The following is a 23275-nucleotide window of genomic DNA, read 5'->3' as shown; positions in this document are numbered from 1 at the left end:
ACAACCAACAAAAACCTATGTAACTAAAAAACATTAAACCATCGAACCATATCAGGAGGTAAATCATGACTAAGGAAAATGGAGTTAAAGTATTAACAGACATGGTAGCAGATTTTGTTGCCCATATTGGAAAAAAATTACCGGATGACGTAGTTAATAAACTTGAAGAGCTTGGTTCACAGGAAACAGCTGCACTTCCAAAGGTTCTTTATGAGACAATGACAAAGAACCAGGGTCTTGCTGTAGAGCTGAACCGTCCAAGCTGTCAGGATACAGGTGTTCTTCAGTTCTGGCTGAAATGCGGAACAAATTTCCCGTATATCAATGAGCTGGAAGCACTTCTGAAAGATGCTGTTGTTCAGGCTACTTTTGCAGCACCGTTAAGACATAATTCCGTTGAGACTTTTGATGAGTACAACACAAAGAAAAACGTTGGTAAAGGAACCCCGACTGTATGGTGGGATATTGTTCCTAACAGCGATAAATGTGAGATCTACGCATATATGGCAGGCGGCGGATGTACCCTTCCGGGAAAAGCAATGGTTCTGATGCCGGGGGCAGGATATGAAGGTATTACAGATTTCGTTCTTGATCAGATGACAACCTACGGACTGAATGCGTGTCCTCCACTTCTTGTTGGTGTTGGTGTAGGAACATCTGTAGAGACAGCTGCTCTGAACTCCAAGAAAGCGCTGATGCGTCCGATCGGTTCTCACAACGATAACGCAAACGCAGCAAAAATGGAGAAGCTTCTCGAGGATGGTATCAATGCCATCGGCCTTGGACCGCAGGGTATGGGCGGAAAGTATTCTGTAATGGGTGTTAACATTGAGAATACTGCACGACATCCATCTACCATCGGTGTTGCAGTAAATGTTGGATGCTGGTCCCACCGTCGTGGACATCTGGTTGTAAATCCGGATCTTACAGTAACCTGTGATACTCATTCCACATGGAAATTTAATGCATAATATAAACGGAGGGAAAAATCATGATCGAAATCAGAGGAGATAAAAAAGTTCTTATTACACCTGTAAGCGCAGAAGACCTGGCTGATATCAAAATCGGTGATATTGTATGGCTGGACGGAGATCTGATGACCTGTCGTGACGTTGCTCACCGTCGTCTGGTTGAGTATGGAAGAGAGCTTCCGTATGATATCCGCAACAAAGCTATTTTCCATGCCGGCCCGATCGTTCGCAAGATCGAGGGTACAGAGGATGATTATGAAATGGTTTCTGTAGGACCGACAACCTCTATGCGTATGGAGAAGTTCGAGTATGAGTTTACAAAACTGACTGGTGTCAGAGTGATCGTTGGTAAAGGTGGTATGGGCCCGAATACGGAGCGTGCTTGTAAAGAGTTCGGTGCTATCCACTGTGTTTTCCCGGCTGGATGTGCAGTTGTGGCTGCTACAGAGGTTGAGAAGATTGTTGAGCATCACTGGGATGAGCTTGGAATGCCTGAGACTTTATGGTGCAACAAGGTTAAGGAGTTTGGACCGCTGATCGTATCTATCGATGCACAGGGACGTAACCTGTTTGAGGAGAACAAGGTTGTATTTAATGAGCGCAAAGAGGCTGCCAAGCAGGCAATTTATCCTGAGGTTAAGTTTATTAAATAATATTGGATATTGGAAAAATTTTTCGGGATATCTGAAATAACGAGGCTCTGCCATGAGAGCTTCGGGATTGACTGGTGATTGTGAAATTGAATTAACAGCGTGATATGAAAAAGAGAGATGTCCGGCAGATCATATAATGTGGTCTGCAGGATGTCTTTTTTTGTTGCTTTTTGTTGTTTCTTGGGGTTTTTGTGTTTTACAGGGGTGAGGGGGTGTGATAGAATATAAGCGTTGCAGCAGGCTGGTTATTAAGGTATTATCTGGTATGGATCTTGCGCAGTGAAGGTGGATCGTGGATATCTGCCTGACAATATTTTCAGAGAGGATGAGGTATGAGGTTTATGGGGGATTTTTTGAAGAACATTAACTGGAAGCATGTTCTGATCATGTGTATCGGAAATGTTTTTGCAGGTATGGGGATTGGAATTTTCAAGCTTGCCGGGCTTGGAACGGATCCGTTCAGTGGAATGAATATGGCGGTTGCGGATATGATTGGTATGGCGTATGGTAATTTCCAGCTGATTGTAAATATTGTGCTGCTGATCATTGAGATTGCTTTTGGCAGAAGGTTCCTGGGGATCGGTACGGTTGTGAATGCGGTTTGTCTGGCTTATATTACTACTTTCTTTTATAATATTTATACTGGTGTTTTGGGATTGGAGCTTGTGGCGCTGCCGGTACGTTTGGTGGCACTGTGTGTGGGTGTTGTGATCTGCTGTCTGGGACTGTCGATGTATCAGATGCCGGATGAGGGGGTTGCGCCTTATGATAGTCTTTCGCTGATCATGACAGAGAGATGGCCGAAGATTCCTTATTTCTGGCACAGGATGTCTAATGATGTGCTTTGTGCGCTGATCTGTTATCTGACTGGTGGTGTTGTGGGTATTGGTACACTGGTGACGGCTTTTGGGCTGGGACCGGTGATCCATTTCTTTAATAGGGTTTTTACCGGGAAGCTGCTTGCCTGGGTTGATGGTGAGTGAGTTTGTAGTTGTATGGGGTGAGCTGAACTGGCTGCGGGATGTGGCTGGTTCGGCTTTTTTTGGTGAAAAGGGACGCCCGTGAGGCGTGTGCTGCCTGCCGCCGGGGCTTCGTCGGGGGCTGGCTTCTAGGCTGCCGGGAATCTGCTAAAAGCGTTTTACAAAAGTCCGAACTCGCGTCTTGCAGCCGCTCAGACAGCGGACTTTTGTAAAACAACGCAGATTTCCGCCAGCCAAGAATCAGCTCCCCTCCTGCAGAGTCCGGCGACAGGCAGCACACGCCTCACGGGCTGGCTTTTCAGGGCGGTAGGGTAGTGTGGCTGCTCGGGAGTTGGATGAGCTATCAGTGCTACGCTGTGTTAAAATATAAACAATGTTAATATAATACAGTTACATTATTCATTTTATAACTATTTGTAAATGTGTTATGCTATCTTCTGATGAGAGATATATACTGAACACAGTCGTATGAAATAAGAGTGTTCATGAATAGCTGGCTGTCCGGGTTACCGGGGCTTATGTGATGAAGGAGAGGATATTATTATGGAATTTAATCATGGCGTTTTGTTTTCAGATACATATCAGAAGAAGCTGAAGTCTCAGTTTTATTATGCAGATAAGGATCCACAGTATGGCGCGAGACTTTTCTTTGAGAACTCCGGTGGTTCTCTGAGACTTAAGAAGGCTGTTGAGGCTAAGGCTGCGATTGAGGAATTTCCGGATTGTCCGGAGCGTGCCCGCGGCAGGGGCTTTGATCTGGCGGATTATGTGAAGAATGGTACGCAGGAGATCCTTGAGGTTATTTTTGGTGCAAAGAGTGGTGCACTTATCACTGAGCTGACTGCTTCTCAGACCATGTTCCATGCGGTTGGTACGATCATGGAAGGTGTTGACTGGGGTAAGAACGCAGTTACTTCTGCTCTGGAGCATCCGTCTGCTCATGATGCGGTTGAGTATTACTGTAAAAAGACCGGCAGAGAGTTTCGTGAGGTTCCGGCTAATAAGGTGACTGGTGGCCTTGATCCGGATGAGATCATGAAGTATGTAGATAAGGATACGGTTCTTCTCAGTATTATGGCTGCTTCCAATATTTCCGGTAATATCATGGATATCAAGGAGATCGCACGTCGTGCAAAAGAGATCAATCCGGATATCTACATTGTAAGTGATGCAGTTCAGCATGCTCCTCATGCAGTGATCGATGTTGAGGACTGGGATGTGGATGTCTGCAACTTTGCACCGTATAAGTTCTTTGGTGTACGTGGCTGCGGTTATGCTTATGTTTCTGACCGTGTTGCTGTGATGCCGCATATCAAGCTGACCTGCAAGGATGATAATGTATGGGCTCTTGGTACTCCAGCTCCGGCTAACTTTGCGGCTATGATGGCGGTTATTGATTATGTTTGCAGTATCGGTAAGCATTTCCTGGGTGATTCCGCACAGAAATATAATAAGCGTGAGCTTTTTGTTGAGGGTATGAATCACATTCATCTTCAGGAGAGAGCGCTTCTGTACCGTATGCTGGAAGGTACCGATAAGGTTCCGGGGCTTCGTCATATTCCGGGGGTTCAGGTTTATGTGGATATGGAGGATCTTACTTATAAGGATCTGATCGTTGCCATGGGTATCGAGGGTATTGAATTTGCAGAGTGTGCAAGAAGATATCTTGAGCATGGAGTTACTCTGTTCGAGCGTGTAAAGAGCAGCCCGTATTCCAAACGTATTGTTGAGACTCTTGGTCTTGAGGGTGCACTTCGTGTTTCTCCGCTCCATTGCCATGGAACAGATGATATCGATAAATTCCTGAAGATCACTAAGGACATTGCTGAAGGTAAATAAAACAGTTTTTGTAAAAAATGAAACAGGAACCGCCCTTTTCTCATGTTTTGGCATGGAAGAAAAGGGCGGTTTTTTATGGAACTTCTCAAACCGGAAGGCGCAGAGGTGCTTGCAGAATATGAACATTATAACTGGAAAGGATATGCTGCAATAACCAGAAACCAGTATGGAAAAGGTATGGCATACTATCTGGGATGCATGACAGATAATGCCACACTTCAGAATGTGATAAAAGCTGCTCTTGGCGATGCAGGGGTAAAGTTATCCGGTTACGGATATCCGGTGATCGTTCGTGAAGGAACGAATGATCTTGGAAAAACTGTCTGGTATTTTCTGAATTATTCTGCAAAGGAGCAGTCTGTTGCGTATAAATACAGTGATGGAGAAGACGTACTTACCGGTGAGACGATCAAAGCGGAGTCACAGCTGATCATTCCTGCGTGGGATGTATGGATCGTTGAAGTCTGAGAGACTTTTCTTTACCTTGACATCTTCCGTGAGAGTATGCACAATAAGAGTATCATAAACTTGTCGTACAGAAATAAATTATGAAACAAGGGGTGACAAACATGCAGAACATTCTCATTGTAGTAGACATGCAAAATGATTTCATCGACGGTGCACTTGGCACGAAGGAGGCAGCTGCCATTGTTCCGAAGGTTGAGGAGAAGATCCGGAATTTTGAAGGAAAGGTATTTTTTACAAGGGATACCCATGAAACGTATTATCTGGAGACACAGGAAGGGAAAAACCTTCCGGTTCCTCACTGTATCCGGGGCACAGCTGGATGGCAGATCCGGGAAGAGCTGGACGCCTTAAGGAAAACAGAACCCATTGATAAAGAAACCTTCGGCTCCACCGATCTTGCCGGGGAATTGACTATGATCGATGAAGATGAAGGAATCGGAAGTATTACTCTTGTGGGACTTTGCACAGATATCTGTGTGATCTCCAATGCTCTGCTGATCAAGGCATCCCTTCCGGAAGTGCCGATCTGTGTTGATGCCACATGCTGCGCAGGTGTAACACCGGAGAGTCATGAGAATGCACTGAAAGCCATGGAGGCGTGCCAGATCAGGATTATCCGGTAAGAAGGATGAAACCGCAGGAAAGGAGAAAACTATGAAAAAGAAGCTTCTGAAAAAATTAATGGTCCTTGCGCTGTCCGCAGTAACTGCCTTCAGTGCGGTACCGGCAGCAACGGTAACAGCAGCAGGTAATCCTTATCCTACAACACAGGATGTGGATCGAGATGGCTTATACGAGATCCCCTGCACACGCTTTGCATGGCAGTGCGTGTATGACAGACAGGGAATCGCATTGCCTGCATGGGGAAATGCGGTAAGCTGGTGGCAAAATGCTATCAATCAGGGCTATGCAGTAGGAAATGAGCCTGTTCCCGGTTCTATTGCTGTATGGAGCGGAGATTATTACGGACATGTTGCTTATGTAACAGCTAATCTTGGAAACAACAGATTTACGGTAGATGAGGGAGGAAGAACGGACAAAGATCAGACCTCCTCTCATGGAGTTGCATATGGATATACACTGACCAATGCAGTCGGAGGAAGGCGCCCTTATGATTCCAACAAGGTGCTGCTTGGCTTTATCTATCCGGGCGTTCGTGTACCGGGCAAGCCATATGTGAGCGTGAATCCGGGAAAAGCGAATCAGACCACAACGTTTTCCTGGAATGCAACAAGCTATGCCAGATATTATGATGTATATGTGTATAAAGCAGGAGAATCCAATCCGACGCAAGTTCAGTATGGAGTGAATGGAACAAACTGGTCCTGCACACTGCCGGCGGGGAATTACAGAGTAGCGGTGGCATCTGTGAATCATGCACAGTATGCATATACATTTTCGGATTCTGTGAATTTCACTGTCCAGGCAGCTCCGGTCACACATACACATAGCTATCAGAGAGTAACAGTAAAGGCAACCACCACTGCCAACGGATATACACAGGAGCAGTGCAGCTGCGGAAGTATACAGAATAAACAGATTATCTATTATCCGAAAAAAATACAGCTTTCCAGAACAAGCTATACTTATAATGGAAAAGTAAAAAAGCCAACGGTAAAGGTTACAGACAGCAACAACAGGGTGATCAGTGCAGACAACTATACAGTTACCTATTCTGCCGGAAGAAAATATGTTGGAACTTACCGGGTAACAGTTCGGTTTAAAGGCAATTACTCGGGAACCGTTACAAAAACCTTTAAGATTACCGGAAAAGCTCATAAACACAGCTACAAAAAACAGGTGAAGAAAGCAACTACATCCAGGAACGGATATGTCCAGTATCTTTGCTCCTGCGGTGCGGTGACCGGAAAGAAAACAATCTATTATCCGAAGACAATAAAGCTTTCTGCAACAAGCTATACATACGACGGAAAAGTAAAAACACCGAAGGTAAAAGTAACTGGTGCGAATAATAAAACCATCAGTTCCGGCAATTATAAGGTGTCATATTCCCGTGGAAGAAAAAATGTTGGTACTTATAAGGTAACGGTGAAGTTTAAGGGGAATTACAGCGGAACCGTAACAAAGACTTTTAAGATCAAGGCGAAACCTAAAAACTGGGTTTATGTGGATACGCTTCCCAAGAATATCACTTCCGATAAATATACGATCCAGTATAAACACACCTATCAGAAAACAACCTCCAGCTATGTCAATGATGGTGGTGTTTATGAGTCTGTAAGACCACTGGAGACATCTGCTTCCAGACAGCTGGTGGGCTATTATTACTATCATTTCTGCGGACCGAATACCGGACAGAATGTAAACTTTGCGCAGACGGGCTCTTATGTACATTTTGACAGTGTGGCAGCCAGTCAGGTAACCGTAGCTGCTTCCGGCGCAGATGGAGATGACCCGAGCATTACCTATTATCTGCTGAACTGGAACGGGAACGGCAGCCGGGTATGGTGCTCCAGCGGAACTACCTGTAACGGCGCCTACGGAAGCCACGGAGCCAGAGGCCAGGCCTGGTACCGCATGAACCAGTACCAGAACAAAAAACTCCAGACTCAGACCACAACCTCCGAAAGTGATTGGACAAATGGTAAAGACAGCACAGCAGTAAAAACCGTTTACCGTTATAAAGCAAAATAGATCATAGATCAGTCATAAATCACAGTCATAAATCAGAAACTCCCTCATGTATCAGAAAAAACTGATATGTGAGGGAGTTTTTTGGGATAAATGTAAAGAAACTTATTTCAAAACGGATCAAAATTTTGCAGTAAGCGACCGACAAAGCTTTACATACATTGTACAATTTGTGAAATACAGGAAAAAAATGACGGGATATCTGCAGCTTGCATCGAAGGTGGGCGGTGACAATATCGCCTGTGTATCCATGTTCGGCTTCCCGGAGAAGATGAATAAACAGGCTCCGGAGGCAAGAGAAAGGAGTGAAAAAGAACTGCTGAAGTAAACTGAATATTCTCACATAAGCTGTCGCGTTAATGTGCTACAGCTTATTTTTTTGAAAAATACCGATAAAAATGTGAACAAAACCGAAAATAATGGTTAATATATACACATGCCTAAAAACCAAAAAATGAAAATTATACGAAATATATAATATAAACTCGGAACGGATAAAAAATATATAGACATATTTACAAATCGACATCGCGGATATCAATACCGGAAGAAGTGGTGAAATAACGGGAGGAAGAGAATATGCTGAAATTTTTTAAAGGAAAAGATAAAGGAAATTTAATCTATGCACCCTGCAAGGGTAGAGTGGTTCCCCTTGCGGAGGTTCCGGACCCTGTCTTTGCGGATAAGGTACTGGGTGACGGTTTCGCCGTGATCCCGGCAGACGGCAGGATATATGCTCCGGCAGACGGTGAGGTGGCAATGGTATTTGATACGCTTCATGCAGTTACGCTGACAAGCACTCAGGGCGCGGAAATACTGATACATATCGGACTGGATACAGTCACACTTAAGGGCGAACCCTTTAAAGCCCACGTTGCAGCAGGTGACAAGGTTAAAAAGGGTGATCTTCTGATAGAGGCTGATCTGGACAAAATTGAGAAAGCTGGTTTAAACACAATTATTCCGGTTCTGATCTGCAACACAGATGATTACGGAAAGATAAGCCTCCAGAAGGAGGGGGATGTTTCGGCGGATGAAGCCGTCCTCAAGCTTTCATGATCATCTTCATGCAGCTGACAGGCTTATAGCAGCCCGGAGATAGTAGCAATTTTCGGGGTGTTATAACCGGAGTGATCCGGTCAAATATATTTATTTTAAGGGAGGGGAAATATATGAAATTTCTTCAAAAACTGGGAAAAGCGTTAATGCTTCCGGTGGCAGTACTGCCAATCTGTGGTATCCTCATGGGTATCGGATACTGGTTATGTCCGGCAACTATGCAGGGTGGAGACATTCATGGCGCAGCCAATCTGATCGGTCTGTTTCTGGTTAAGGCAGGCGGAGCTCTGATCGACAACATGGCAATCCTTTTTGCTATCGGTGTCGGTGTCGGTATGTCAGAAAAGAATGACGGAACCGGCGGAATTGCTGCACTTGCATCCTGGCTGATGCTCACAACACTTCTTTCTACAGGATTTGTTACAACCATCATGCCATCAATCGCTGACAGTGCAACAAAGACTCTTGCATTTGACAAAATTGCGAATCCTTTTATCGGAATCCTTGCCGGTATCATCGGATCTACATGCTATAACAAATTCAAGAGCACCAAGCTTCCTGACTGGCTGTCATTCTTCAGCGGCAAGCGCTGCGTAGCGATCATCGCAGGAGTGGTTTCCATTATCGTATCTGCTGTATTACTGTTTGTGTGGCCATTACTTTTCAGTGCACTTGTAGCATTAGGAAAAGCAGTTGCAGGTATGGATGTTGTTGGTGCAGGTATCTATGCATTCCTGAACCGTCTGCTGATCCCTACCGGATTACATCACGCACTGAACAATGTATTCTGGTTTGACACCATCGGACTTGGTGATCTTCAGCACTTCTGGGCAGGTGAAACCTCTGCAGATGTATCCTGGAGCCTTGGAATGTACATGTCCGGATTCTTCCCATGTATGATGTTTGGTATTCCTGGTGCAGCACTTGCAATGGTAAGATGTGCGAAACCTGCAAAGAAAAAAGTTGCCATCGGTCTTGTTGCATCTGCAGCGATCTGTGCATTTATCTGTGGTGTAACTGAGCCGTTCGAGTTTGGATTTATGTTCCTTGCTCCTGGCCTTTATGTAATTTATGCATTACTTTACGGTATCTTTACCATGATCACAGTTGCTCTTGGATTCCGTGCAGGCTTCAGCTTCTCCGCCGGTGCGATGGATTTACTTTTCTCATCCTCACTTCCGGCAGCACAGAAGACATGGCTCATCCTTCCTCTTGGAATTGCAGCATTTATCGTATTCTATGTTGTATTCCTTTTTGCCATCAAGAAATTTGATCTGAAGACTCCGGGAAGAGAAGACGATGATGATCTTGAGGCAGAGAAGAATATTGAGCTTGCAAATGATGACTATACTGCTATTGCCGCAAAGATCCTGGAAGGCTGTGGCGGAAAAGAGAACATCACAAGCATCGATAACTGCATCACAAGACTGAGACTTGAGGTTAAGGATATTACAGCTGTAAATGATAAGGTGATCAAATCTGCAGGTGTTGCAGGCGTGATCAAACCTGGAAAAACTTCTGTACAGGTTATTATCGGAACCAAGGTTCAGTTTGTTGCAGATGCATTTTCTGCGCTTTGTAAATAATGGCTTTTTTGGAGTTAGGTATTTGTTAAAATAATTATGGGGGCAGCAGAACTGTGAAAACGGTTCTGCTGCTGTTTTTTGTATACCTTATATTGACCAATACTTTCAAAAAGCGTAGAATGTTACTTCGATAAAAAGCAACCGGTCAGTGCGTTTACAATTGCAATATTTCTACAGGGGGAATGAAGTTAATGAAATCCTGCATATTTCACAAAAAATATCTTTTAGCCGGCATATATATTATTTTTGTTCTGTTTACCTGCTGTAATTCCCGATTTTATCATACACCGCTGGCAAAAATATGTTCCGTAACAGAAAAACAGACTCTGAGCAGAGAAGGAACCAGGGGCTCAAAAGAATATTATTATACTCAGAATATTACGGCACGGATATTAAACGGTTCGCATAAAGGGGAAAAAATAACGGTCTCTAATGAATATACATCTTCTCAGGTTCAGACCAAGAAATATCATAAAGGAGACACCGTTCTTTTAAGCGGTTCAAAGGAAAGCCCCGGAAAAACGATACGTTCTGTAAAAAGGGATGGGTATCTGGCATTACTGGCAGGAGGATTATTTTTTCTTCTGATCTGCATTACAGGAAAGCAGGGATTTTACACGATCATATCACTGATACTGAATACAGTCATATTTGCGTATGGATTTCAGGCTTTTACAGAAGGCAAAAATATTTTAAATATCTGTAATGTCATCGCAGTTCTTTTTTCACTGACTACATTGATCTGCTTAAATGGAATTCATAGAAAAACATTTTCCTCAGTTCTTTCAACACTGTGTGTTCTGTTTCTGATCATGGCATTGTTTGAATTTTCTATTTATATGTACGGAGATCTGGATTATTCCAATCTGGAATACCTTGGAAGTACAGGCAATTCAGCAGATATATTCTGGGCAGATATTATGCTGACAGGACTTGGTGCAATTATGGATGTGACGGTGACGATCAGCGCAGCAGTAGGAGAGATCGTGCGGAAAAATCCATCGGTTTCTCTGAGAAGACTGATACATTCCGGTCGTGAAATCGGATATGATATTATGGGAACCATGATAAATGTACTGCTGTTTGTTCTGGCAAGCGGCATGATTCCCATGTTCATACTTAAGATGAATAATGATATAAGTTTTATAACGATCGTGAGATACCACATTCCATATGATATCTGTCGTTTTCTGATAGAAAGTATTGGAATTGTACTGGCAATACCGGTATCTGTTTTTATTGCTTCAGCGATTATGAAAATACCATCACGGAAAAGGGGTGTCAGAGAATGATCATTTTTCTTGCATTGATTTTAATTTTTCTGGTGATCTTGATTGGCGGAGAGCGTGGAGCCATGTCAATTATGACACTGGCGGGGAATATTGTAATTTTATTTTTTTCAATTATGCTGATGTCTGCCGGTTTTCCTGTACTGCTCCTGATATTGGTGGCAGGTGCAGGTGTCTGTTATATTTCTCTGTTTTATCAGAACGGAAATAATCCAAAGACGCGGGCGGCTTTTCTGGCTACACTGCTGGTAATTTTACTTTTGTTTATTCCGATTTATATTATTACGTGGAGATCAGGAAGTTACGGGTTAAATGAGCTGCAGATTTCGGAAGACGATTTTATGTATTATTACAGTACGGACCTTCATATTAACATGCTTCATGTAGGAATATTTGTAACTGTTTTCAGTACTCTTGGGGCTGTTATCGATACAGCATTATCTGTAACATCTTCTGTATATGAAGTCTGGACTCATAAAAACAGTCTGACAGCGAAAGAGCTTACAGCTTCCGGCTATCAGGTTGGGAAAGAAATTATCGGTACAACGGTAAATACGTTGCTGTTTGCTTATCTTGGAGGAACTATTTTATTATTTTCATACATTCAGACACAGCAATATAGCCTAGAGATCATTCTTAATTCCCAGTTCCTATTCCAGGATGTTGCAGCCATGCTATCTGGTGCGGTAGCCTGCCTTATTACCGTCCCGGTATCGATTAAATGTATTATTCGACAGATCTCATGAAGCATATCTCCACTGCACTGAATACGGAATCCATGGTCCCGATACAGATGTTCTTTTCTGTATTCAGCAGACGTGGGCTCTTTTTTATGAAAGCAGTTATTATATTTATGTATTTATGGGAGTGTTTTTACAGGCAGTTCCATTTCTGATCCTGGGAGTCCTTCTATCTTCGGCGCTTCAGACATATGTATCGGAAAAATGGATCGTAAAATTACGTGAAATGTGAAGAAAGTGTGAAATTAGCACTCGCCTATTGACAGTGCTAATAATGCGTGTTATAGTACATACAGAACAAAGGAAGAGAGAAAAAAGAAATCTTCCGGAGAAAGTTCTTACAGAATTTGCAGATGTTTTCAGAAACAGTAAACTAAAAACGCCTGCGCAGCACGCAGCGAATATAGATCAGGAGGAATGAGTTATGTTAATGCCAAGTATTTTCGGAGAAGATTTATTTGATGATTTTATGGGATATCCGACAGGCCGTCAGGCAGCTGCCAATGCTTATCCTCAGGTGAAGGATATGATGAAGACAGATATCCTTGATGTAGATGGCAATTATGAACTGGAGATCGATCTTCCGGGATTTAAGAAAGAGGATGTGAAGATCCAGCTGAAGAATGGTTATCTGAACATTCAGGCAACCAGAGAAGAGAAGAAGGACGAGAAGGATGATAAAGGTAAATATGTTCGCAGAGAACGTTATACAGGAACCTGCAACAGAAGCTTTTATGTAGGCTCGAGCATTAAGCATGAAGATATCCATGCGAAATATGAGAACGGAATCCTTCATGTAACCTTCCCGAAGGAAGAAACCAAGAAAGAAGCAGAAGAGAAGAAATTTGTTTCTATTGATTGATCAGCATTTATTGTGAAGCGCCGGTACTGGATTGCAAGCTCCGGGTGATGGAATATAGCATAATAACAATATCCGGAACAACCCAAACGGATATTGCAAATATTAAAGCTCCAAATTGCACATTGCATTTGTTTATATAAATGAATATAACCCCCTTTTTTCCACCCCTCTGCCAATGTCCGGCAGAGGGGTTCTTTACGTTTCAGCCTGAAGTACAGAGGTGAATTCTGATTACTGTTTACTGATAATATTCCGCGAGGTGTTTTGTGTGAGCGAAGGTCACAGAAAACCCGAGACATACCGCGCGAATTTATGCAATCAGCATAAATTCTGTGCATCGCGAAGCGTGTTGCTGAGAACGGAGTGAACAGTAACGAATTCTGATTAACTTTACACTCTTTCCTCACTCTGTTATACTTGGAACAGGTAAACAGCGGAAATTCGGCAATACTATAAAATTGGGGAAAGAGTTTTTACAGAGGTGAATATATGGGAGATAAGATCAAGGTTATCATGGACTGTGATCCCGGAATCGATGACGGGATCGCACTGGCATATGCGGCAGCACATCAGGATGAACTGGAGCTGCTTGCAGTGACGACATCTGCAGGAAGTACCAGGATAGAAAGAGTGACCAAAAATGCACTGGAGCTGGTGGATTTTTACGGACTGAAGGTTCCGGTGGCAGGAGGCCAGGACCGTCCTCTTGTGAAAGCGGCAATTTATGCGGAAGAATTCCACGGAGAGACAGGGCTTGGCCATTGCGTACTGCCGGAAGCAAAATCAGAGGCTGCTTCTGATAATGCAGTGCTTTTTATACGTGACATTCTGAATGCCATTCCGGAGGGCGAGCAGGTAGTAATGATCGAAACTGCACCAATGACTAATCTTGCACTTCTGTTGAAGGTTTTTCCTGAAATAAAGAATAAGATCAGAAAAATCGTATTTACAGGCGGCGCAGCAAAAGGCGGAAACATCACACCGGCAGCGGAATTCAACATCTACGCAGATCCGGAGGCGGCAAAGATTGTATTCGATTCCGGAATCCCACTGATCATGTGTGGACTGGATGCTACCCTGAAATGTAATCTCACCAGAAACCAGATCATGAAGCTGTGCCAGTCCGGTGATCCGGCAGCCAGAGCCTGTGGAGATATGGCTGGCTACGTACTTGAAAATTTTTCTAAATATCGCTGCGTTGCAAGTATCCATGCTGCTGTACCGTTTATGTATCTCATCCATCCGGAGTTCTTTAAAACAGAAAAAGTATTCCTGGATGTGGATTGTTCAGACGGTGCCGGACGGGGTGCCACATTATGCGATTTCCGCTGGTGGCTACACGAAGAAGACGAAATGAAAGATATGATTCTGACAGATGCAGATACAGAAAGCTTCCAGCAGGAGCTGTTTGAAGCGATTTATTCTGTGTCCGAATGCAAAAATATGAAATAGCCGGACAACGATCCGGAAACAGCTGCATTTATGAAGCAGCTGAGCAGTCAGATAAGAGGACAGAAAACCCATGAACTATATTGTATTTGACCTGGAATGGAACCAGAATCCGGATGGAAGAAGACATCCGGATAGTCGGCTCCCGTTTGAGATCATAGAGATCGGGGCAGTAAAATTAAATGAAAAAAGAGAGATCGTTGATACCTTTCAGTGCCTGATCAAGCCCAAAGTGTACCACTGGATCCACGACAGTATCCATGAAGTGATCCACGTAGATTATCATGAACTGGAAAAAGGCATCCCTTTTCCAAGGGCAATCCGCAGATTTCTGGAATGGTGCGGGGAGGAGTATCGCTTTTTTACCTGGGGAGACCAGGATGTGATGGAACTTCAGCGCAATATGAAATACTATAATCTTCTGAAGCTGATGCCAGGGCCGGTGCATTACTACGATGTGCAGAAACTTTTCAGCATAAAATTCGAGGATGGAATATCCAGGCGTTCCTTGGAATATGCCACAGACTACCTGCAGCTTCCCAAAAACCGGGATTTTCACCGGGCACTGGCAGACGCCAGCTATACTGCCAGGATACTCCTGGAGATCGATGAAGCCTGCATGATCCGCCATCCGTCCCTGGATGTATATCAGAATCCAAAATCCAGAGACAGCGAGATCTATATTTCCTATACAGACCATGACAAGTTTGTGTCCAGGGAATTTGTATCAAAGGAGCGTCTGATGAAGGATCGTACCATGGTAAGTACCATGTGTCCTATTTGCAGATGCCCTGCCAAGAGGAAGATCCGCTGGTTCAGTACCAACAATTCCAAGGTGTATTACAGCCTTGCCCTTTGCCATGAGCATGGACCTGTTGCCGGAAAGATCCGGATCCGAAAAACCGATGAGGGAAAATATTTCGGGGTGAAGACCCTGAGAGCAGAAGATACAGAAGCGGCGGATGAGATCCGTGAAAAGCACGAATCTCTCCGCCGCAGGAAAATGTTACGAAGTCAGGAGAAGATCTGATACGATGTTTCGTTCGTATTGCATTCCCCATCCGACCATTTGTTTCTTATAATAATATTTGCTTTTCAGACGCAATGGGCCGACAGCATTCTGAAGAACGGCCTGGCGTTTGTTAAGCTGTGATTTTTTGATACCTTTTGGAAGAGTCACATAAACCTTTGTCTGATAATAAAACGGATAGGTGTTTCCGTTATTCTTAAGGATATATTTGTCACAAGGGAGTACCTTAAACGGGACTGGCTCCATGGACACCTTCATATCCACCTTTTCAAAATTTTCAAAACCATAATTAAAAAGAGAAGCGGTATCGCTGTAAGCATTTGCCGCGGAAGTAGAATTCAGGATCACGGCTACCAGCGTTATATTTCCTCGTTTGCAGTAGGTGACAAGTGTGTTGCCGGATGCATCCGTGTAGCCTGTTTTTCCGCCACGGACGCCTTCATAATAATATTCGCCGTTTTTCATCATCTTGTGATGATTGAGCAGCTGGCGGGCTTCCGCAAATTTATTGGTAGGCGGGATCTCGTAATAACGTTTGGTGCAGTATCGCCGGAAAAGAGGATTCAGCCAGGCGGATTTGGCGATCTTTGCCATGTCGGAGGCTGTGGTGTAATGATTCTCATCCGGAAGACCGTTGGGATTATTAAAGTGTGTGTTCTTGCAGCCAAAAAGCTTGGCGCGCCAGTTCATGAGTTCTGCGAATTTCTTTACAGAGCCGGAAACTTCTTCCGCAACGGCGACAGACATTTCATTAGCGGACTGGAGCATGACAGCCATCAGGGCCTGATCCCTGGTGAATTTTTCACCGGGAGCAGCATAAATACTGGAATCTCCGGCAGTTACACTGGTGGAAGCTTTTTCAGATACGGTAATGTTTGTCTTAGCGTTCAGATTTTCGCAGGCAAGCAGTGTAGTCAGGATCTTCGTGATGCTGGCAGGGTAGAGCTGTGTGTCCGCATTTTTGGAATAAAGAACGGCTTCTGTATTTACGTCCATAAGGACTGCAGCCTGTGCTTCGATGCCGGGACCTTTGGGCCACCCGTCAATGGAATCGGTGTCGGCAGCCTGTGAATAATAGCTGGAGTGAGCAGGCGTGACTGCTGCGGCCTGACCATCAGGAACCGGTGTGGCAGTGACGATAGGATCACCATATTCATCGTATCCATAGGCAGCAGCCGCGCAGGGAGCTGCGCCTGTGAGCAGGATCCCTATGCCGAGAATGCCTGCAAAGATCCGGCGCAAGGATCGTTTTTTCATATTTTTCATAACAAGATACCTTTCAGTGATAAATCCGGGCGAGAAGGTTATTATTCATTTGAGGATCAGTAACCGAAAAAATCTTGCCCGTTTTGTGATGAGGTGCAGTATTTCATTAATTATAGCATTGTATTAATGAAACGCTGTATTTTTGCCCTCAAGATTCTGTAGTAGTATACCACTTTCCTCCCGGAAAAACCACTTGCAGTCTGTGAAAATTCCATTAAGAAGAAGTGAACATACATATAATAAGAAAAAATCCCTGAAAACACTTGACATATGGATTTTCCCCAACCTATAATAGACAGCGTATATAGAAAAAGCTGTGATGGAGACAGTAGGCCATATGGAAAGCTTGCAGCGAACCGGGGATGGTGGGAGCCCGGGACGAGTAAATATGGCGGAATATCACTCCTGAGCTTCAGTTCCGAAGTTGTCCGGCAGTAGCCGGAAGAATATCTGATATACAGATGATCATTAAGTAAGAACTGACGGATTTCCTCCGTTACAGGGAACATATATCGGCAGATACAAAGAATTGTCCGCCATGAACAGACATGGAACAACAGCCCGCGCCATAACACAGAGCATAAGAACACAGCAGAAGACGCAGGGATCCGGACACAGGCCCGTATAATGTAACAGGTGGTACAGCGAATCAGACTTCGTCCTTTTACAGGATGGGGTCTTTTTTTATAAGTGCCCGAAGCATTGGCACGAACAGGTATCTGTGAAGAAACAATCCGCTGTGGCCTTACAGATGAGGCAGCAGCCAGTAATCAGACACAGGAGGTAAATATTGTGTATCGTAAAGTTGACACGAATCTGAATTTTGTTGACCGTGAAAAAGAAGTCGAGAAATTCTGGAAAGACAACAAGATTTTCGAAAAGAGTATGGATAGCCGTAAAGAGGGCGAGACATACACATTCTATGACGGACCGCCTACCGCAAATGGTAAACCACATATCGGACACGTTCTGACACGAGTTATCAAGGATATGATCCCGAGATACCGTACAATGAAGGGGTACATGGTTCCGAGAAAAGCAGGATGGGATACTCACGGACTTCCGGTTGAGCTTGAGGTTGAGAAGAAGCTTGGCCTTGACGGCAAGGAGCAGATCGAGGAGTACGGAATGGAGCCGTTCATTCAGCAGTGTAAGGAGAGCGTATGGAAATACAAGGGAATGTGGGAGGATTTCTCATCTACCGTTGGTTTCTGGGCTGACATGGAGCATCCGTATGTAACATACGACAACAATTTCATCGAGTCCGAGTGGTGGGCGCTGAAAGAGATCTGGGAAAAAGGTCTCCTTTATAAAGGCTTTAAGATCGTTCCTTACTGCCCACGCTGTGGAACTCCGCTTTCCGCACAGGAGGTTTCTCAGGGCTACAAGACTGTTAAAGAGCGCTCTGCGATCGTGCGTTTCAAGGTTGTTGGTGAGGACGCATACTTCCTGGCATGGACAACAACACCATGGACACTTCCATCCAACGTTGCACTTTGTGTAAACCCGGATGAGATCTACTGTAAGGTAAAAGCAGCAGACGGCTATACCTACTACATGGCAGAGGCACTTCTGGACAAGGTTCTCGGCAAGCTTGCAAAGGATGATGAGCCTGCATATGAGATCCTTGAGAAATATAAAGGAACAGACCTTGAGCGCAGAGAATATGAGCCGCTTTTTGCATGTACAGGAGAGGCTGCAGCAAAACAGCACAAAAAAGCTCACTTCGTAACCTGTGACAACTACGTTACCATGAGTGATGGTACTGGTATCGTTCATATCGCACCTGCATTTGGTGAGGATGACAGCCGTGTCGGACGTGAGTATGACCTTCCGTTCGTACAGTTCGTAGACGGACAGGGTAACATGACCAAAGAGACACCATACGCAGGTGTATTCGTAAAGAAAGCGGACCCGATGGTTCTCACAGACCTTGACAAAGAGGGCAAGCTTTTTGACGCACCGAAATTCGAGCATGATTATCCGCATTGCTGGAGATGTGACACACCGCTTATCTACTATGCACGTGAGTCCTGGTTCATCAAGATGACTGCAGTAAAGGATGATCTGATCCGTAACAACAATACTATCAACTGGATTCCGGAGAGCATCGGTAAGGGACGTTTCGGTGACTGGCTTGAGAACGTTCAGGACTGGGGTATTTCCAGAAACCGTTACTGGGGAACACCACTGAATATCTGGCAGTGTGAGTGCGGACATATGGAATCCGTGGGAAGCCGCCAGGATCTCTATGAGAAGAGTGGTGACGAGCGTGCGAAGACCATCGAGCTTCACCGTCCATACATTGATGATATCACCATGAAGTGTCCGGATTGCGGCAAGACCATGCACCGTGTACCGGAGGTAATCGACTGCTGGTTCGATTCCGGAGCAATGCCTTTTGCACAGCATCATTATCCATTTGAGAATAAAGACCTGTTCGAGCAGCAGTTCCCGGCAGACTTCATCTCCGAGGCTGTTGACCAGACAAGAGGATGGTTCTACTCCCTTCTTGCTGAGTCCACACTGCTTTTCAACAAGGCTCCGTATAAGAATGTAATCGTTCTGGGACATGTACAGGATGAGAACGGACAGAAGATGAGTAAGTCCAAGGGAAATGCCGTAGATCCGTTTGACGCACTGAACAAATACGGCGCAGATGCGATCCGCTGGTATTTCTACATCAACAGTGCTCCATGGCTTCCGAACCGTTTCCACGGCAAGGCAGTTGTAGAGGGACAGAGAAAGTTCATGAGCACTCTGTGGAACACCTACGCATTCTTCGTACTGTATGCGAACATTGACAATTTTGATGCAACTAAATATACTTTAAATTACGATAAGCTTCCGGTTATGGATAAATGGCTGCTCAGCAAGCTGAATACCATGGTGAAGACTGTCGATGCGGATCTTGATTCCTACAAGATTCCGGAGGCTGCAAGAGCACTTCAGGAATTTGTTGACGATATGAGTAACTGGTATGTAAGAAGAAGCCGTGAGCGTTTCTGGGCAAAGGGCATGGAGCAGGATAAGATCAATGCTTACATGACACTTTACACAGCGCTGGTAACAGTTGCCAAGGCTGCAGCTCCGATGATCCCGTTCATGACTGAGGATATCTACCAGAACCTTGTAAGAAGCATTGATGCAGACGCTCCGGAGAGTATCCATCTCTGCGATTACCCGGAGGTAAACGAAGCATGGATCGACAAGGATCTTGAGGCAAACATGGAAGAGCTTCTTGAGATCGTTGTTCTCGGACGTGCATGCAGAAATACCGCAAACATCAAGAACCGTCAGCCGATCGGAACCATGTATGTAAAAGCTGAGAAAGCTATGGATAAATTCTACACAGATATCATCGCAGATGAGCTTAACGTAAAAGAAGTGAAATTCGCAGATGATGTAGAGTCCTTCATTTCTTACAGCTTCAAGCCGCAGCTTCGTACAGTAGGACCGAAATACGGCAAGCTTCTGAACGGCATCCGTACTGCACTCTCCGAGATCGACGGAACCGCAGCAATGAAAGAGCTGAGAGATAATGGTGTTCTCGTTCTTGATATTGCCGGAAACAGAGTCGAGCTTGCAGAGGAAGACTTATTGATCGAAACAGCCCAGAGCGAGGGCTATGTGACAGAGACAGACGGTGAGACATCCGTTGTCCTTGATACAAACCTTACACCTGAACTGATCCAGGAGGGCTTTGTCCGCGAGATCATCAGCAAGATTCAGACTATGCGTAAAGAGGCTGGTTTCGAAGTCATGGACAAGATCATTGTCTATGCAAAAGATAACGATAAGATCATGGATATCATGAAAGCAAACCAGGATGAGATCAAACGTGAAGTACTGGCAGAAAACATTATTCTGGGAGAAGCAGAGGGTTACACCAAGGAGTGGAACATCAACAAAGAGGCTGTAACACTGGGAGTATCCAAAGTACAGGAGGAAAACTAATGATTGACAAGCAGTTTGAGAAAGAGGAATTCAAAAAAAGTGTAAAAGAAAACGTAAAATTCCTTTATCGAAAAACACTGGAAGAGGCTACACAGGAGCAGATCTTTCAGGCTGTAAGCTACACTGTGAAGGACGTGATCATTGACAACTGGCTCAAGAGCCAGAAGGCGTATGAAAAACAGGACCCGAAGATCGTATATTATATGTCCATGGAGTTCCTTATGGGCCGTGCCCTTGGAAACAACCTGATCAACCTTGGTGCATACGGCGAGGTTAAGGAGGCTCTTGAGGAGCTTGGACTTGACATTAACTGCATTGAAGACCAGGAGCCGGATCCGGCTCTTGGAAACGGTGGACTTGGAAGACTGGCAGCATGCTTCCTGGATTCTCTTGCAACTCTGAACTACTGTGCATACGGATGCGGAATCCGTTACCGTTATGGTATGTTCAAGCAGGAGATCCGTGACGGTTATCAGGTAGAGGCACCGGATAACTGGCTGAAGAACGGCTATCCTTTCGAGCTCCGTCGTCCGGAGTATGCAAAAGAGGTTCATTTCGGCGGATATGTACGCGTTGAGTGGGATCCGGTGAAGAACGAGAATAAATTCATCCATGAAGGATATCAGGCAGTTAAGGCTGTTCCTTACGATATGCCGATCACAGGTTATAACAATGATGTTGTAAACACACTTCGTATCTGGGATGCAGAGCCGATCGTAGACTTCAACCTTGACTCTTTTGACAAGGGTGATTATCACAATGCAGTAGAGCAGGAGAACCTTGCACGTACTATCGTTGAGGTACTTTATCCGAATGATAACCATATGGCAGGTAAAGAGCTTCGTCTGAAACAGCAGTACTTCTTCGTATCTGCCAGCCTTCAGGCAGCGATTGCCAAATATAAGAAAACACACGATGACATCACAAAGCTTCATGAGAAGGTTGTATTCCAGATGAATGATACCCATCCGACAGTTGCAGTTGCAGAGTTGATGCGTATTCTTATCGATGAGGAAGGTCTTGGCTGGGATCAGGCATGGGATATCACAACAAAATGCTGTGCTTACACCAACCACACCATCATGTCCGAGGCACTTGAGAAATGGCCGATCGAGCTGTTCTCCAGACTGCTTCCGCGTGTATACCAGATCATCGAGGAGATCAACCGTCGTTTCATTCTTGAGATCCAGCAGAAATATCCTGGAAACTTCGAGAAGATCAAGAAGATGGCGATCATCTATGACGGACAGGTTAAGATGGCTCACCTTGCGATCGTTGCAGGCTACTCTGTAAACGGTGTTGCACGCCTTCATACCGAGATCCTCAAGAATCAGGAGCTGAAGGATTTCTATGAGATGATGCCTGAGAAGTTCAACAACAAAACAAACGGTATCACACAGAGACGTTTCCTTGCTCATGGAAACCCGCTTCTGGCTGATTGGGTAACAGACAAGATCGGACCGGACTGGATCACAGATCTTTCCCAACTTTCCAAGCTTAAGGTTTACGCAGACGATGAGAAGGCTCTTCAGGAGTTCATGACCATCAAGTTCAAGAACAAAGAGCGTCTTGCAAAATATATCCTGGAGCACAATGGTGTTGAGGTTGACCCGCACTCTATCTTCGATATCCAGGTTAAGAGACTTCATGAGTACAAACGTCAGCTTCTTAACATCCTGCATGTGATCTATCTGTACAACCAGATCAAGGCACATCCGGAGATGGATTTCTATCCAAGAACATTTATCTTTGGTGCAAAAGCTTCCGCAGCTTACGCACGTGCAAAGAAGATCATCAAGCTGATCAACTGTGTGGCAGATGTTGTAAACAATGATGCTTCCATCAACGGCAAGCTGAAGGTTGTATTCATCGAGAACTACCGTGTATCCAACGCTGAGATCATTTTTGCGGCAGCAGATGTTTCCGAGCAGATCTCCACAGCAAGTAAAGAGGCTTCCGGTACAGGTAACATGAAATTCATGCTGAACGGTGCTCCGACACTTGGAACCATGGATGGTGCTAACGTTGAGATCGTACAGGAGGTTGGCGAGGAGAATGCATTTATCTTCGGTATGAGCTCCGACCAGATCATCAACTATGAGAACAACGGCGGTTACGATCCGGACTTCATCTACAACACAGATCCGGAGATCCGTCAGGTACTGATGCAGCTGATTAACGGAACCTTCTCCAGCGATACAGAGATGTTCCGTGACATCTACAATTCACTTCTCGACAAACGCAACATGCCGAGACCTGACCAGTACTTCATCCTTGGCGACTTCCGTTCCTATGCAGAGGCACAGAAGCGTGTTGAGGAAGCATATAAGGATGAGAAACGCTGGGCTAAGATGGCACTTCTCAATACAGCATGCAGCGGTAAGTTCACATCCGACAGAACTATCCAGGAGTATGTAGATGATATCTGGCATCTGGATAAGGTTGTTGTGAAAGAGAACTAAGATATAGAAAGT

General features: G+C 44.7%; 17 protein-coding genes and 1 pseudogene. 17 read left to right on the top strand and 1 reads right to left on the bottom strand.

Features of this window, described 5'->3' with window-relative positions; translation table 11 throughout:
• Window positions 1-65 precede the first annotated feature (65 nt).
• From ttdA to NQ489_RS16735, 15 genes and pseudogenes are all read left to right on the top strand, one after another.
• A complete protein-coding gene (gene ttdA, locus NQ489_RS16805) occupies window positions 66-971 on the top strand; it encodes a L(+)-tartrate dehydratase subunit alpha (RefSeq protein ID WP_021651209.1) in 906 nt (301 codons plus the stop codon).
• 20 nt (window positions 972-991) lie between these two features.
• The gene (gene ttdB, locus NQ489_RS16800; RefSeq protein WP_021651208.1) at window positions 992-1624 is read left to right on the top strand and encodes a L(+)-tartrate dehydratase subunit beta; all 633 of its coding nucleotides are present in this window, start codon (window positions 992-994) and stop codon (window positions 1622-1624) included.
• Window positions 1625-1965: 341 nt separating this feature from the next.
• Window positions 1966-2607 (top strand): YczE/YyaS/YitT family protein, encoded by a 642-nt coding sequence (locus NQ489_RS16795; RefSeq protein WP_044961376.1) that lies wholly within the window; start codon window positions 1966-1968, stop codon window positions 2605-2607.
• A 540-nt stretch (window positions 2608-3147) separates the two neighbouring features.
• Window positions 3148-4443 carry an aminotransferase class V-fold PLP-dependent enzyme gene (locus NQ489_RS16790; RefSeq protein ID WP_021650073.1) on the top strand — a complete coding sequence of 432 codons (1296 nt, stop codon included), beginning with the start codon at window positions 3148-3150 and terminating at the stop codon, window positions 4441-4443.
• A gap of 75 nt (window positions 4444-4518) precedes the next feature.
• The gene (locus NQ489_RS16785) at window positions 4519-4911 is read left to right on the top strand and encodes a beta-galactosidase trimerization domain-containing protein (protein WP_044960345.1); all 393 of its coding nucleotides are present in this window, start codon (window positions 4519-4521) and stop codon (window positions 4909-4911) included.
• Between the two features lie 101 nt (window positions 4912-5012).
• Window positions 5013-5534 carry a cysteine hydrolase family protein gene (locus NQ489_RS16780; protein ID WP_044960348.1) on the top strand — a complete coding sequence of 174 codons (522 nt, stop codon included), beginning with the start codon at window positions 5013-5015 and terminating at the stop codon, window positions 5532-5534.
• A gap of 31 nt (window positions 5535-5565) precedes the next feature.
• Window positions 5566-7566, top strand: coding sequence for a CHAP domain-containing protein (locus NQ489_RS16775; RefSeq protein WP_021650076.1), 2001 nt, complete (start codon window positions 5566-5568; stop codon window positions 7564-7566).
• A gap of 208 nt (window positions 7567-7774) precedes the next feature.
• Window positions 7775-7891, top strand: a pseudogene (locus tag NQ489_RS16770) (sugar phosphate isomerase/epimerase); the annotation flags it as partial.
• A gap of 251 nt (window positions 7892-8142) precedes the next feature.
• Window positions 8143-8622 (top strand): PTS sugar transporter subunit IIA, encoded by a 480-nt coding sequence (locus tag NQ489_RS16765; protein ID WP_015526406.1) that lies wholly within the window; start codon window positions 8143-8145, stop codon window positions 8620-8622.
• 113 nt (window positions 8623-8735) lie between these two features.
• Window positions 8736-10208, top strand: coding sequence for a PTS transporter subunit EIIC (locus tag NQ489_RS16760; RefSeq protein WP_021650078.1), 1473 nt, complete (start codon window positions 8736-8738; stop codon window positions 10206-10208).
• 191 nt (window positions 10209-10399) lie between these two features.
• Complete coding sequence (locus NQ489_RS16755; protein WP_044960354.1) at window positions 10400-11500, top strand: YibE/F family protein; 1101 nt, start codon at window positions 10400-10402, stop codon at window positions 11498-11500.
• Window positions 11497-12243, top strand: coding sequence for a YibE/F family protein (locus tag NQ489_RS16750; RefSeq protein WP_021650080.1), 747 nt, complete (start codon window positions 11497-11499; stop codon window positions 12241-12243). Before NQ489_RS16755 ends, NQ489_RS16750 begins: the two co-directional genes overlap by 4 nt.
• Before the next feature lie 418 nt (window positions 12244-12661).
• A complete protein-coding gene (locus NQ489_RS16745) occupies window positions 12662-13099 on the top strand; it encodes an Hsp20/alpha crystallin family protein (protein WP_021650081.1) in 438 nt (145 codons plus the stop codon).
• A 489-nt stretch (window positions 13100-13588) separates the two neighbouring features.
• A complete protein-coding gene (locus NQ489_RS16740; RefSeq protein WP_021650274.1) occupies window positions 13589-14551 on the top strand; it encodes a nucleoside hydrolase in 963 nt (320 codons plus the stop codon).
• Between the two features lie 70 nt (window positions 14552-14621).
• Window positions 14622-15578 carry a 3'-5' exonuclease gene (locus NQ489_RS16735; protein ID WP_021650273.1) on the top strand — a complete coding sequence of 319 codons (957 nt, stop codon included), beginning with the start codon at window positions 14622-14624 and terminating at the stop codon, window positions 15576-15578.
• Here the strand turns inward: NQ489_RS16735 and NQ489_RS16730 are convergent.
• Window positions 15555-16844, bottom strand: a complete 1290-nt coding sequence (locus NQ489_RS16730) for a D-alanyl-D-alanine carboxypeptidase family protein (protein WP_021650272.1) — start codon at window positions 16842-16844, stop codon at window positions 15555-15557. The genes NQ489_RS16735 and NQ489_RS16730 overlap by 24 nt on opposite strands.
• 792 nt (window positions 16845-17636) lie before the next feature.
• Here NQ489_RS16730 and ileS point away from each other — a divergent pair.
• Both ileS and NQ489_RS16720 read left to right on the top strand, forming a co-directional pair.
• Window positions 17637-20801 carry an isoleucine--tRNA ligase gene (gene ileS, locus NQ489_RS16725; protein ID WP_044960556.1) on the top strand — a complete coding sequence of 1055 codons (3165 nt, stop codon included), beginning with the start codon at window positions 17637-17639 and terminating at the stop codon, window positions 20799-20801.
• A complete protein-coding gene (locus tag NQ489_RS16720) occupies window positions 20801-23263 on the top strand; it encodes a glycogen/starch/alpha-glucan phosphorylase (RefSeq protein WP_021650270.1) in 2463 nt (820 codons plus the stop codon). The genes ileS and NQ489_RS16720 overlap by 1 nt, the downstream gene beginning before the upstream one ends.
• Window positions 23264-23275 lie beyond the last annotated feature (12 nt).

Source organism: Blautia sp. KLE_1732_HM_1032 (assembly GCF_025147905.1).
GTDB classification, from domain to species: domain Bacteria; phylum Bacillota; class Clostridia; order Lachnospirales; family Lachnospiraceae; genus Blautia_A; species Blautia_A fusiformis.
The sequence above is the reverse complement of the archived record's forward strand: the minus strand, read 5'-3'. Positions and strand labels throughout refer to the sequence as shown.